This window comes from Sphaerisporangium krabiense, from assembly GCF_014200435.1.
GTDB lineage: Bacteria > Actinomycetota > Actinomycetes > Streptosporangiales > Streptosporangiaceae > Sphaerisporangium > Sphaerisporangium krabiense.
In genome coordinates this window covers 678,440-691,488 of record NZ_JACHBR010000002.1, presented here as the reverse complement: position 1 = coordinate 691,488, position 13,049 = coordinate 678,440, and the positions used below count along the sequence as shown (strand labels likewise).

The following is a 13,049-nucleotide window of genomic DNA, read 5'->3' as shown; positions in this document are numbered from 1 at the left end:
CCGACCCCGAGCGCGGCGGCGGACCGGCACCGGCCCGGACCGCCGCCGCGCCTTCTCGCGCGTTCCCGAGTCCTCAGACGGCCCCGCGCAGGCGGGCGAGCCGGGCCACCGCCTCGTCGATGACCTCGTCCTTCTTGCAGAAGGCGAAGCGGACGAAGCGTCTGCCCAGCTCGCGGCGGTCGTAGAAGACCTGCGTCGGGATGGCGACGACGCCGGCGAGCTCGGGCAGCCGCCGCGCCAGGTCCAGGCCGTCGGTGAAGCCGAGCGGCGTGATGTCGGTCTGCACGAAGTACGTCCCCGCCGGGCGGTAGACCTCGAACCCGGCGGCGGACAGGCCGGCCATGAGCCGGTCGCGCTTGGCGGCCAGTCCGTCGCGCATGCCGCCGACCCAGGCCAGCTCCTCGCGCAGCCCGTGCGCGACCGCGAGCTGCCAGGGAGCGCCGGAGGTGAAGGTGAGGAACTGTTTGACGGTCTGGACGGCCGTCACCAGCTCACGCGGCGCGCACACCCATCCGGTCTTCCAGCCGGTCACCGAGAACGTCTTGCCGGCCGAGGAGATCATGACGGTGCGCTCGCGCATGCCCGGCAGCGTGGCGAGGGGGATGTGCCGGACGCCGTCGAAGGTCAGGTGCTCGTACACCTCGTCGGTGATGGCGATGAGCCCGTGCTCCTCGACGACGGCGGCGATGGCCGTCAGCTCCTCCAGGGTGAAGACGGTGCCGGTCGGGTTGTGCGGGGAGTTGACGAGGATGGCCCGGGTGCGCGGGCCGACGGCGGCGCGCAGCTCGGCGGGGTCGAAGGTGAACCGGCCCTCCACCGGCCGCAGCGTCACCGGCCTGCGCACGGCGCCGGCCAGGGAGAGCGCGGCGGCGTAGGAGTCGTAGTAGGGCTCGAAGACGACGACCTCGTCGCCGGGCTCGCACAGGGCGAGGACGGACGCGGCCAGCGCCTCGGTCGCGCCGACGGTGACGAGGACCTCGCCGTCGGGGTCGTAGACCAGGCCGTAGTGCTGCTTGCGGTGCTCGGCGACCGCCTGCCGCAGTTCGGGGACGCCGGGGCCGGGCGGGTACTGGTTGAGGCCCTCCCTGATCGCGGCCACGGCGCGTTCGAGCATGGCCTCGGGGCCGTCGGTGTCGGGGAACCCTTGCCCGAGGTTGATCGAGGCCGTCCGGACGGCGAGCGCCGTCATCTCGGCGAAGACGGTCGTGCCGAACTCGCGCATGCGCGCCACCAGAGGTTCGCTCACGCGCAGCAGCCTATCGGGCCTTCCGGCGTCGACCCCTCGGGCGAATGTCAGAAATAGCCGTATATATAGGGCATGCGAAGCGAGGCCGTCCCGGGGACGCGCATCCACGAACTGGACGCCCTGCGCGGTTTCGCGGTCTGCGGGATCACCTTGGTGAACACCTGGCAGCACACCATGGGAGAACTGGCGGAGCACCCCCCGGCCCCCGCGGACTGGGTCTTCGACAACCTCCTGCAAAGCCGCTTCTATCCGATCTTCTCCGTCCTTTTCGGCGTGAGCTTCGTCCTCTTCCTCCGCTCGGCGGCCCATCGGACGCCCCGCCCGTGGTGGCCGCTGCTGCGCAGACTCGCCGTCCTGGCCTGCCTCGGGCTGCTGCACGGGCTCGCCAGCCCGGGCGAGGTGCTGCTGCCGTACGCGATCACCGGGGCGGTCGTGCTGCTGCCCGCGTCCTTCCTCCCCCGGTGGCTGGTCCTCGCGGCCGGGATCGCCGCCACCGCGTGGGCGACGTTCCTCCAGTTCGGTGGCATCTGGCTGGTTCCGGGGCTCTTCCTGCTCGGCATGGCCGTGATCGAGTACAGGCCCGGCCCGCGCGTCCTCGTGCCCACGCTGGCGGTGAGCGCGCCGCTCGCCGTCGCGCTCACCTGGGCTTGGAACCACCTGTGGACGCACCCGGAGACGTTCGAGTTCCGCTACACGCCCGCCGTGTACCCGCTGGCCGGGCTGGCAGCCGCCACCGCGTACTGCGCCGGGGTGCTCCTGCTGGTCCGCGCGCGTCCCGCCCTGGCCGCGTTCCTCCGGCCGCTCGGGCGGATCACGCTCACCGCCTACCTGTCCGGCGGCCTCTGCGCCGTCGCCGCCGCCCCGCTGCTGGCCCGGGACACCACCCGGCTCACCGCCGTCGCGTTCGGCGCCGCGCTGCTCGCCCTGCTGGCCGCCTTCGCGCACTGGTGGCTGGCGCGCTTCCGCTACGGACCCCTGGAGTGGGCGTGGCGCTGCCTGACCTGGTGGGAGGTGGTGCCGAACCGGCGCGCCTCCCCCGCGCCGCTCCCGTCCCCCGGCCACGCGGCCGGGGATCTCGGCAACTGACCCCGCCCGCGCTTACGCTGGTCGGGTGACCCGCATCGCCCTGTGCCAGATCCCGGTGTCCGACGACCCGAAGACCAACCTCGAACGCGTGCGCGACGCGCTCGGCAGGGCCGCCTCGCGGGGCGCCGCCCTCGCCGTCTTCCCCGAGGCGACGCTCACCCGGTTCGGCAAGGCCGTCGCCGACCACGCCGAGCCGCTCGACGGGCCCTTCATGACCGCCGTGGCCGCCGCCGCCCGCACGCACGAGGTGGCCGTCGTGCTCGGCACGTTCGAGCCCGCGGACGGCCGGGTGTACAACACCGCCGTCGCGCTGGACCGCCACGGCACGCGGGTCGCGGCGTACCGCAAGATCCACCTGTTCGACTCCTTCGGCGCCCGCGAGTCCGACCTGGTCGCCCCCGGCGCCGAGCCGGTCGTCGCGGAGGTGGCCGGGCTGCGGATCGGGCTCGTCACCTGCTACGACGTCCGGTTCCCCGAGCTGACCCGCGCCCTGGTCGACCTCGGCGCCGACGCGTTCGCCGTCATCGCCGCCTGGGGCTCCGGGCCGATGAAGGAGGAGCACTGGACCACGCTGGTCAAGGCCCGCGCCATCGAGAACACCACCTGGACCATCGCCGTGGGCCAGGCCCCGAACCCCGAGGCCAGGGACGGCTTCGGGGTGGGCAGGAGCATGCTGGTCGACCCCATGGGCGTGGTGCGCGCCGACCTCGGGCCCGCGCCGTGCGTCCAGGTCGTCGAGATCGACCCCGGCGAGACCGAGCGGGTGCGCGCCACCCTGCCGAGCCTCGCGCACCGCCGCGCGGATATTTACGGCACCGTGCGGAAAGCCGAGGTCGCCAGATCGTAAAATACCGGGTGTGAGCGAGCCGGCACCAAGCACCCAGATGCAGAAGGTCATCCCCCCTCGGCTGCTGGTGCCCTACCTCGCGGGCCAGCGCACGATCATCTCGGGCTACGTCTACCGCGTCCAGGACTGCTCACGGTTATCGACCCCCGAGCAGCTCGTCTCCGCCCTCGACCTGACCTTCGAGGGCTCGGAACTGACGCCCGCTGTGCCCGAGCTGTACATCCTGCGGTGGCAGGCCCGCGAGTCCGACGCCTACGTCGTCCCCTACGGCCCGCACATGGGCGGAGATTGGAACGATTCGCCGCCTTTCGCCGGCAACGGCTTCACCACCTCGCGCCAGCACGTCGTCCCCCAGTTCCACACCACGCCGATGCCGATCCCGGCCGGCGCCGAGATCCACCACATGACCGCCAAGGGCGAGCGGCGCTTCGCCGACTACGACGGGCTGACCTGGCGGCGGGCGGCATGAGCGACATCGAGCCCGTGGGCCTCGGCTTCATCGCCCGCCAGCACGACCAGACCTACGCCGCCGCGCTCGGCCCCGGGCCCGGCGAGGTCGTCCTGTTCAGCGAGGAGCCCCGCGAGGGCTTCGAGCGGGCCGGCGGCTACTGGCGCCGCCGGGTCCGCCGCGAGGACCTGCAGTGGCTGGTCCTGCTGCGCACGGTCGGCGCGTTCGGCGGCGAGCCCTGCGTGGTCCTCGACGAGGACGACGACGGCCTGCACATCGCCTACACCGGCCACAGCGGCCCGAAGGCCGAGGCCCTCGGCTACTGGATGGTCGACCACGGCGCCTACGAGGTCGTGGTGCCGCACGACGAGGTCCACTCGATCCGCGTGGAACGCGTCCCGATCCCGGGTCAACCGGCCCAGGGCGCGAGTGTCTCTGGCATGTGACCCGAATTCCGACCGCGTCCCGCGAGCGTCCCGCGTTCGCCGACATCTTCGCCGCGCACTACCCGGCGATGGTCCGGCTGGCCGGGCTGCTCGGCGCGGACGACCCCGAGGACATCGCGCAGGAGGCGTTCGCCCGCCTGCACCGAAGACGGGGGCGGCTGCGCGATGACGCGGCCTCCGTACCCTACCTCCGGGCGATCGTCTGCAACCTGACCCGCAACCGCGTCCGCCACCTGCGAATCGCCCGGCTGCGGCGCCCCGAGCCGCCCACACCCGCCATCAGCGGCGAGCAGGCGTTCCTGATCGCCGAGCGGCACCGCGACCTCCTCGCCGCCGTCGACGGCCTGCCGCGCCGCCAGCGCGAGGCCGTCGTGCTGCGCTACTGGCTCGACCTGTCCGAGCGCGAGATCGCCGACGCGATGGGCGTCACCCCCGGCTCGGTCAAGAGCCATACCAGCCGCGCGATCGCGGCACTCGGCCGTGCGCTCGAGGAGAAGAACGATGATTGAGGACGACCTGCGCGAGGCCCTGCGCGCCCGCGCCGCCACCTACCCTGCCGATCCTCGCGCCTGGGACGGCGTCCAGCGCCGTCTGACCAGGGCCCGCCGCCGCTCGTGGGCGACGCTGGCCGCCGTCCCGCTCGCGGCGGGGGCCGTGCTGGGCGGGGCGTCCCTCGTCGTCATGAACGCGGGCGGGCAGACGACGACCGCCACCACATCGCCCACCACATCGCCCTCCGGCGACGACGCCTACGAGACCGAGACGGCCACGCGCCCGCCGATCGGCGCGACGCTGACCCTGGACGACCCCGCCGTGAACCGGCCCATGCGGCTGTGGTTCGCCGCGCGGCGGGACGGCGCCCCGGGGGTCGAGCTGTGCGTGGCGACCCAGACGCCCCGCGGGGGCAGCAGCGCCGGATGTCAGTCCGGCGACGACCTCGCCGGGCACCCCGGCGAGCGGGCCCGGCTGGCCGGCCAGACCGGGCACGGCTGGCCGCTGCCCGAGCGGCGGACCGCCTACGGCACCGCCGTGGACGGCGTCACCGGAGTGGCGGCCGTCCGCGCCGACGGCGCCCGCATCGAGGGGCGGGTGCACCGGTTGCCCGGCGCTCCCCTGGCGATCTGGACGGTGACGTACCCCTACGGCGCGACGGCCGACAGGTACGAGTTCTCCGGCGCGGGGGGCGAGATCGTCCAGACGCTGCAGGCCGGTCCCGACGTGCCCGAACCGGTGGGGGCGTCCGACGCGAGACCGGTGGGTGCGGCGCTGCGCCTGCCGGCGGGGCCGGTGGCGCGGATGTACGACGACGGGTCGCTGGTGTGGCGGCTCGGAGACCGGATCGTCGGCGCGGACTTCGCTGGAAACATGGCCGTCTCTCCGCCTGACGGCCACCTGTCCGATGGGGTCACGACGGTCCCGGTGGCGTCACACTTCGCGGCCGGACAGTGGTTCGGCTACGCCAGGGCGGGGACGGCCCGGGTCGAGCTGACCCTGCCCCGCCGGCGAACGATACACGCGGCGACGGTCTCCGACCCGTGGCAGCAGGACGTGGTCCTGTTCGCGACCCCCGTCGAGCCCGGCGAGGACGTGAACCTGTCCGGATACCGAATCCGGGGCCTGGACAGGACGGGCAAAGAGCTCTGGCACCACGACGAGCCCGCCCACCCACCCCTCTGGCTGAGCTCCCCCATCCCCGGCACGGAGCCCACGCGCAGCGGCCCGCGGCCCGCACCGAGCGGGCCAGACCGTACGCCCTAGCACGGCTCTTCCGGGGCGCCCCGCGCACGATCCCGCCCGCTGCGGGAGGGAACCTGCCACGTCCTCGCGCCGACAGGGCTGCCCGCCTCAGTCCGGGCGGAGGCCGAGTCCTCGGTAGCGGGCGAGGCGGGTGGACAGGCGGTCGGCGGCGGGGCGGTTCAGCAGGCCGGTGATCTCGTACTCGAGCGTTCTGGCCACCCGCTCGCAGAACGGACGTGGCTCATAGGCGGCGTCCGGGAATTCCGGGATTATCCGGTCAACGATGCCGTCCCGCTGGAGGTCCACGGCCCGCACGCCCTGCGCCTTGGCGATCTCCGGCGCGAAGTCGATCGTCCGGTACAGGATCGCCGAGGCGCCCTCGGGCGGCAGCGGCGACAGCCAGCCGTGCTGCGCGCACAGCACCCGGTCCGCGGGCAGCAGGGCCAGGGCCGCGCCGCCCGCCCCCTCGCCGAGCAGCAGGCACACCGTCGGCGCGTCCAGCGCCACCAGGTCGGCCAGGCACCGGGCGATCTCGGCCGCCAGCCCGCCCTCCTCCGACGCCTTGGACAGCTCCGCGCCCGCCGTGTCGATCACGGTGACCAGCGGCAGGCCCAGCTCGGAGGCCAGGTGCATGCCGCGGCGCGCCACCCGCAGCCCCGCGGGGCCGAGCTGGCGGCCGGTCCGCTGCCGCCGCCGGTCCTGGCCGAGCACGACGGCGGGCGCCGCGCCGAACCTGGCCAGCGCCAGCAGCAGCCCCGGGTCGTTCTCGCCCACGCCGGTGCCGTTCAGCGGCGTGACGTCCGAGGCGCCGAGCTTGAGCAGCGCCCTGACGCTCGGCCGGTCGTCGCGCCGCGACCGGCTGATCGCCTCCCACGCCTCGACCTCCACCGGCCGCTCCACCGGCTCGGGGCCGCGCTCCAGCCCGCGCGTCGGCGCGCACAGCACGGCCAGGGCGCGCGCGGCGATCGCGCGGGCGTGCTCCGCCGAGACCACCGCGTCGACCAGGCCGTGCCGGAACAGGTTCTCCGAGACCTGCACGCCCTCCGGGAACGGGTAGCCGTACAGCGACTCGAAGACCCGCGGGCCGAGGAAGCCGATCAGCGCGCCCGGCTCGGCGGCGGTGACGTGGCCGAGCGAGCCCCACGAGGCGAACACCCCGCCGGTCGTCGGATGGCGCAGGTACACGATGTACGGCAGGCCCGCGGCCCGGTGGCCCGCCACGGCCGCGCCGATCTTGATCATCTGGACGAAGGCGAGCGCGCCCTCCTGCATGCGGGTGCCGCCCGAGGCGGGCGCGGCCAGCAGCGGCAGGCGCTCGGCCGTCGCGCGCTCGACGGCCCGCACCAGCCGTTCGGCCGCCACCACGCCGATGGACCCGGCCATGAAGGAGAACTCACAGGCCATCACCGCCACCCTGCGGCCCTCCAGCAGGCCCTCGCCGGTGACGACCGACTCGTCGTAGCCGGACCTGGCGCGCGCCGCGGCCAGCTCGTCGGCGTAGGCGGACCCGGGCGGCGCGGGGTCCCGCGGTGGCTCGTCCCAGGACTTCCACGAGCCGGGGTCGAGAACGGTGTCGATGAGCGTGCGGGCGTCGGGCCTTTTGAGGGCGGCCCCGTCGGGCGTGGTCACCCTTCGCGCTCTGCCAGCCAGTGCAGCACGGCCTGATCGTCCTGCCCCAGCCGTGGCGGGGGCGTGTGCTCGGCCGGTGGGGCGTCGTCGAACCTCAGCGGCGACCCGGGCAGCTCGATCGTCCCGAGGTCGGGGTGGTCCACGGTGACCAGCAGGCCCTGCGAGCGGGTCTGCTCCCAGGCGTAGACCTCGTCCAGCGAGCGGATGGCGCCGGCCGGGATGCCGCGCTCGGCGAGCACGGCCAGCCAGTGCGCCCGGTCGTGGCGGGCCAGCGCGCCCTCGATGTCGGCGATCAGCGCGTCGCGGTTCGCGAACCGCCGCCGGTTGTCCTCATACCTCGGATCGGCGGGGTCGACGCCGAGCACCGGGGCCAGCCTGCGCCACTGGACGTCGTTGGCCACGGCTATCTGGATCATGCCGTCCGCGCAGCGGAACGCCCCATAGGGCGCGATCGACGCGTGGTGGTTGCCCGCCGCCACAGGGACCTTGCCCCCGACCGTCCACGCCGTCCCGTGGTAGGAGTGCACGCCGACCACCGAGGCCAGCAGGGACGTGCGCACGACCTTGCCCTTGCCCGTGCGCTCCCGCTCGTACAGGGCGGCCACCACCCCGTACGCGCCGTGGATCCCGGCGAGCAGGTCGGCGATCGAGGCGCCCACGCGGTACGGCTCGGCGGGCGAAGGCCCGGTCAGGCTCATCAGGCCGGCCTCGCCCTGCGCGATCTGGTCGTACCCCGGCCTGCCCCCCTCCGGGCCGTCGTGGCCGAAGCCCGTGATGGACAGGATCACCAGGCGCGGGTTCAGCTCGTGCAGGCGCTCCATCGAGAAGCCGAGCCGGTCGAGCACGCCGGTGCGGAAGTTCTCGACCAGCACGTCGCTCTGCCGCACCAGGCGGGTGAGCAGGGCGGCGCCCTCCTCGGACTTCAGGTCCAGGGTGAGGGACCTCTTGTTGCGGTTGGCCGCCAGGAAGTACGTCGAGATGTCACCCGCCGGGCCCACGAAGGGCGGCCCCCAGCCCCGCGACTCGTCTCCGCCCTCGGGATGCTCCACCTTGATGACCGTGGCGCCCAGATCGCCCAGCATCTGCGCGCCGTGCGGCCCGGCGAGCGCCCGGGACAGGTCCAGGACCACGATGTCGCTCAGAGGTCCCTGCAAAGTAGCCTCCACGGGGGTCGGGGGGAGCATCATAATCCCCACCCGCAAGCCTGCCAGCCCCGCCCTTCCCGTCCATACCCCGCCGCCGCCTCGATGCCCCTCCTGGAACCTCCCCCGGCCCGCGACCGCGCTCCCCGTCCCCGAAACCTCCGGCCCCAGCCGGAACCACCGCCACGCGACCCGTTCAGCGGCTCTGGATGATCCAGCCCAGGCAGGAAGCACCACGATCGGAGCACACGCTCACCGACCCCAGAGAAATCCGCCACAAGCAGGAGGCCCCTGTCGAGAAGCGCCGTCACCGGACCCGCGGGCCTTGGGAGTTCTCAAGGCCCGCCACCAGACCCGCGAATCCCTGGGGCCCGGACCGCCCGTCACCCGTGGTGGGTCGTCTTCCGGGCGCGCCACTTGTCCACCATCTCGCGCAGCTTGCGCTGGTTCTGCGGGTCCCTGGCCATCGTCTTGGCCTTCTCGACGTGCTCGCGGCCCTTCGGGCTGCGCAGGTACTCCTTGATGCGATCGATCATCGACGCCATCTCGTCACCACCATCGCTCGGTCACCGTTACCACTGAACGGCTACCCCCGACACTCCCGGCCAATCACCCAGTGTGCCCACTAGCTGGAAAAACAGGACAACCAGTGACGATTGCGGGGCGGAACCACAACATCCACCCCGCCCGCACCGGGACAGCGACCACCGTCCGTTACCTTGGTCCCCCAGCAACCCTTCACCCGCTCCCCCGGCGGCACGGGAGGACCCCGCACGCCACCAGAAGGTCGAGACGCCACATGAACACGCCACCGCAGGCATCGCCGGACGCCCTGCCTACCCCCAGGAGGCTCGGCTGAGCGGCGCCCGCGAGGCCGTTCCGCCCAAGATCATGGAGCGGGTGCGGCGGCTCCTCGACCTCGCCGAACATCCCGCGACCGGCGAGGAGGAGGCCACGCTCGCCTCGGCCCACGCCGCCGCCCTGATGCTCCGCTACGGCCTCGACGCCTCCGCCGTGCGGCGCGGCACGACGGGCGGCGCCGAGACGATCGACGGCATCGAGTTCGAGGTCTCCAACCGCGGCGGCCACGCCCGCGAGCGCTGCTGGGCGCTGCACCTGGTGTGCGAGGCGCTCGGCTGCAAGGGCGCGCACCGCTGGACGGGCGTCAAGGGCCGCGGCATCCGGGGAGCCACCCGCGTCACCATGACCGTCATCGGCCCCGACCTCGTCCTCGACGGCCTGCGCGTCCTCCTGCCGTCCCTCACCCTCCAAATGGAGAACCAGGTCAGACCCGCCCTGCGCCGCCACACCGCCACGGCGCTCGCGGCCGTAACCGACAAGGACCGCCGCGCCCGCGCCTCCGCCGACTTCCGCCGCGCCTTCTACGTCGGCTTCGGCACAGGCGTCGCCACCAAACTCCGCGACCGCGTCACCGAAATCACCACCGAGGTCAAGGGCACCGGCGCCGAACTCATCCTCCTCGACCGCACCGCCCTGGTCGAAGCCGAGTTCAACCACCGCTTCCCCGGCCTCCGCCCCGCCCGTTCGTCCCCCTTGGACCGTGAGGGTTTTTACAGCGGCAGAGAATCCGGCCAACGCGCCGACCTGAACGACCGCAACCTCCCCGACCTCGCAGCAACCGAACTACCGAGGTAAGAACAGTACGCGTTACCCGACTGAGCGACGAGACGATTGACGTCCAATCGGACGCATCCAGACGATTCCGGCCTACCTACTCTCGAATACCCCCCTTTTTTTGTGCTTTCCTGCGTTACTTTGGTCGTCGGGCACTAGCAACACCGTGGATGCCGACGGCCCGGAGCGTGTGACCGCGTGACGGGATCGCCAAGATGTACACGCCGAGCGGCTCGGTCAGCACATGCAGCCGTGAACAGGGTCGGACGGGATGTGAGCACGATCAGACGGGGTGTGAACGCATGAGCATGGTGCCGCCGGGGACGGGGCCACTGTCGCCCGACTTCACGGGAATCGACCCGAACCTGATGGACAGTTTCATCACCGAAATGGAACATGCCCGCAGCATCATCGGTGAACACACCGAGGCCATCCGCCGCATCTTCACCGCCAAAGACATCCCCGCCGCATCCCTCACTCCTATTGCCGAAATTGAAGCCTGGATCGACCAAAAACTCCCGGATCTCCGCCGCCGCATCAAACTCGCTCACGCCACAGCGCGTCTCCCAAGCTGGTCGCCTGACATCCCAACCGGACTCGTTCCCTACGACGAAACAAGCGACCTCCCCCTTGCGGAGGCTCGCCGCCTAGGCATCGCCCTGGCCGCCGAGTACAAGAAAATCGATCCTGACGCACTCTTTCAATCAGACCGTACAGAGATATGCAGAAAAATTCTCGAAGGCCTGGCCTCTCACATCCATGACCCAGAGTTCACAGCCGCCTTCTTCACAGCCCTAGGCCTGGACGGAACACTCCGACTTCCAGTGATCCTACGAGAACACCTCCAACCAGGAGAAGAAGCTACCCTGGCACCACCCCGGCCACGAGACGAGACGATCCGCACAGTCAGTCAGGCATTCGCTACCGCAGTCTCTGCCGGCTCACATGTTCCCGGCTTCTCACGGATTATCGAAGCACTCCAGAACTCGAATCTGTCCAGCAGGAGTAGCTTCGGTGGCAGCCTTCTGCTGAGCGCCGGGACCTTCCCCCCAGAGTGGTTGGCACGCGTGGTGACCGCACGCGGACTTGCGATACCCAACAAGATCGATTCGGGTTACCTCTATGCACTGGCGAATAACCCTGCTGCTGCAAGATTCGCGATGGAAGCGGTGACCACAGGGAATGCAACGAAACTCACGACGTTTCTGCAGCAAGTGAGCGAACGGACAACCGGTCCCTACGCCACGGATGCCGAAGCTGATGCCTTCGGTCGTCTGCTCGCCGCCGCTTCAGGCGCCTACGACGAGGAGGATGGCAAGCACAGTAAGGACGCCGCAGCGCTTGGCTTCACCATCATGACGACGATGGGTGATCTCAAAATCGGGCAAGCAATGCGAGTACACCTTTCCGAGATTGCAGGTGCGTATGCAACCGAGATAACGGAGGGCGCGAACCTGAGCGACGAGGATCGGTTACTACCGAGCCGGTTCGGTGACGTTACATCTCAGACCCCGGGGCTCACACCGATGTTCCACCTCAGCCCAGAGGACACCTATCGGTTTATCAAAACATTCGCCGATAGCACAGAGAACCAGATGCCGTTCCGGGAAGGAATGGGAAATCTAGCAAGCCGATTAATCAAGACAGAAGTTCCCGTCATGATGCGGAGCAATGACCCCACTCGACTTGACAACGTCTTCGCCGCACTAGGAAACGTAACCGGACTGCAATTGGCCGCAACGGAGAAAATCGGGAAGGCCAAAGATGATGCCGAAGAACAGGCGAGCAAGGCTTTTAGTTGGGTTTCTGGGAACATGTTAGGTGCAGTCGGTCTTGCCGTGCCGGGCATGGCGGGAGCTGTATTTTGGACGGCTCTTAGCACAGAGTGGTCGACCATCGACACGTACAAGCCAGAGAAGGAGAAGGAGGTCGAAAAGATCAGAAGCGCGGACGACCTCGCAACTCTCGGTCGCCAGCATGCCATAGCACAGTCGCTAATGGATGCGGGGTTCAAGCCCAAGGTGTCACCTCACGACTACCAAGCCACTTGCCCACCCGGTGTCGCAATCTCTGACGACAACGGCAACCTTCGCCCGTTCGCGGATATCGCCAAAAGTGGTGACAAGGGATTGGTCGCCCTGGACCGCTGGTTCCTAGAAAACGGCATGAACGGCGTCGAGTCGCAATCCCTGGGGGGAAGATCGGATCATTTCGCTACCACCCACGAAGGTCGAAAGATCCGCGCCAAAAGTCGAGCACTTCAGTTCGACATCGAAAACTAAGCCACACTAAGGCATTGAGTTTGCCCGCGCACATCAATCTCACCATGTCCAGAGGATCCGATATAAAGGATCGTACCAGTCGCCGCATTCTCCAATTGAATCGGCTTATCATCAAACCCGTCAGAAACGATCTTGTATGGCGCCACACGACTCAGGGCGGAAATCAACCCATCTTTAACTATTTGAGGTTTGGATAGCGACTCACTGTCTACCGCTATAGCAGCGAAGGTCTGCTTTGCTTTTCCTTCCTCACAGGGAATGTTCTTGCCACCAGGGTCGGCGATAGTCACATTCTGGGCGTTACTCTCCTTTAAGAGTTGCAGGATGTGACTTTTTAGGGTTTGACCGGCCTGGGCGACAGTGGGGCCTTTGTCTGAAGTGCAGGCGGTTAGGGCCAGCGGTACGAGAAGCGCGACGACGGTCGCCTTACGGCGGAGCTTTGCGGGACTGGACAGGATTAGCATCGTCTTCGCCTCCACGTCTGGCCGGGACCCGGTAGCGCCCCACATAATCTCAGGGAGAAGCGCTGCGCCACCTAGTATCTACATCTT

Annotated in this window: 13 protein-coding genes; 8 read left to right on the top strand and 5 right to left on the bottom strand. The window is 70.0% G+C overall.

The annotated features are described in order from the left end of the window. Positions 1-73 precede the first annotated feature (73 nt). On the bottom strand, positions 74-1,246 hold the full coding sequence (locus BJ981_RS31090; RefSeq protein WP_184616959.1) for a pyridoxal phosphate-dependent aminotransferase: 1,173 nt from the start codon (positions 1,244-1,246) through the stop codon (positions 74-76). Between the two features lie 72 nt (positions 1,247-1,318). On the opposite strand from BJ981_RS31090, the gene BJ981_RS31085 reads away from it, so the two are divergent. From BJ981_RS31085 to BJ981_RS31060, 6 genes are read left to right on the top strand one after another with little or no spacing between them, the layout of a single operon-like run. Continuing rightward, complete coding sequence (locus BJ981_RS31085) at positions 1,319-2,332, top strand: DUF418 domain-containing protein (protein WP_184616958.1); 1,014 nt, start codon at positions 1,319-1,321, stop codon at positions 2,330-2,332. Positions 2,333-2,357: 25 nt separating this feature from the next. Then, positions 2,358-3,179: a carbon-nitrogen hydrolase family protein gene (locus tag BJ981_RS31080; protein ID WP_184616957.1), complete on the top strand. Its 822-nt coding sequence runs from the start codon at positions 2,358-2,360 to the stop codon at positions 3,177-3,179. A 10-nt stretch (positions 3,180-3,189) separates the two neighbouring features. Beyond that, positions 3,190-3,648 carry a hypothetical protein gene (locus BJ981_RS31075; RefSeq protein ID WP_239139262.1) on the top strand — a complete coding sequence of 153 codons (459 nt, stop codon included), beginning with the start codon at positions 3,190-3,192 and terminating at the stop codon, positions 3,646-3,648. Beyond that, positions 3,645-4,073 carry a UCP033725 family protein gene (locus BJ981_RS31070; RefSeq protein WP_184616956.1) on the top strand — a complete coding sequence of 143 codons (429 nt, stop codon included), beginning with the start codon at positions 3,645-3,647 and terminating at the stop codon, positions 4,071-4,073. Before BJ981_RS31075 ends, BJ981_RS31070 begins: the two co-directional genes overlap by 4 nt. Next, positions 4,070-4,582, top strand: coding sequence for an RNA polymerase sigma factor (locus BJ981_RS31065; RefSeq protein WP_239139263.1), 513 nt, complete (start codon positions 4,070-4,072; stop codon positions 4,580-4,582). Before BJ981_RS31070 ends, BJ981_RS31065 begins: the two co-directional genes overlap by 4 nt. Further along, entirely contained in the window at positions 4,575-5,831 is a 1,257-nt protein-coding gene (locus BJ981_RS31060; RefSeq protein ID WP_184616955.1) for a hypothetical protein, read from the top strand. Before BJ981_RS31065 ends, BJ981_RS31060 begins: the two co-directional genes overlap by 8 nt. Before the next feature lie 87 nt (positions 5,832-5,918). On the opposite strand, the gene BJ981_RS31055 is transcribed toward BJ981_RS31060, so the two are convergent. The 3 genes from BJ981_RS31055 to BJ981_RS31045 all read right to left on the bottom strand — a co-directional run bounded on the left by BJ981_RS31055 (position 5,919) and on the right by BJ981_RS31045 (position 9,117). Beyond that, positions 5,919-7,439 (bottom strand): carboxyl transferase domain-containing protein, encoded by a 1,521-nt coding sequence (locus BJ981_RS31055; RefSeq protein ID WP_184616954.1) that lies wholly within the window; start codon positions 7,437-7,439, stop codon positions 5,919-5,921. After that, positions 7,436-8,593, bottom strand: a complete 1,158-nt coding sequence (locus tag BJ981_RS31050; RefSeq protein WP_239139264.1) for a CaiB/BaiF CoA transferase family protein — start codon at positions 8,591-8,593, stop codon at positions 7,436-7,438. Before BJ981_RS31050 ends, BJ981_RS31055 begins: the two co-directional genes overlap by 4 nt. Positions 8,594-8,964: 371 nt before the next feature. Next, on the bottom strand, positions 8,965-9,117 hold the full coding sequence (locus tag BJ981_RS31045) for a hypothetical protein (protein ID WP_184617795.1): 153 nt from the start codon (positions 9,115-9,117) through the stop codon (positions 8,965-8,967). A 355-nt stretch (positions 9,118-9,472) separates the two neighbouring features. Here BJ981_RS31045 and BJ981_RS31040 point away from each other — a divergent pair, with 355 nt between their 5' ends. Then, positions 9,473-10,237, top strand: a complete 765-nt coding sequence (locus tag BJ981_RS31040; protein ID WP_184616953.1) for a DUF2786 domain-containing protein — start codon at positions 9,473-9,475, stop codon at positions 10,235-10,237. Positions 10,238-10,518: 281 nt separating this feature from the next. Further along, positions 10,519-12,498: a DUF6571 family protein gene (locus BJ981_RS31035; protein ID WP_184616952.1), complete on the top strand. Its 1,980-nt coding sequence runs from the start codon at positions 10,519-10,521 to the stop codon at positions 12,496-12,498. Here BJ981_RS31035 and BJ981_RS31030 read toward each other — a convergent pair. Continuing rightward, positions 12,495-12,962 carry a hypothetical protein gene (locus tag BJ981_RS31030; RefSeq protein ID WP_184616951.1) on the bottom strand — a complete coding sequence of 156 codons (468 nt, stop codon included), beginning with the start codon at positions 12,960-12,962 and terminating at the stop codon, positions 12,495-12,497. The two genes, BJ981_RS31035 and BJ981_RS31030, sit on opposite strands and share 4 nt — an antisense overlap. Between the last annotated feature and the right edge of the window lie 87 nt (positions 12,963-13,049).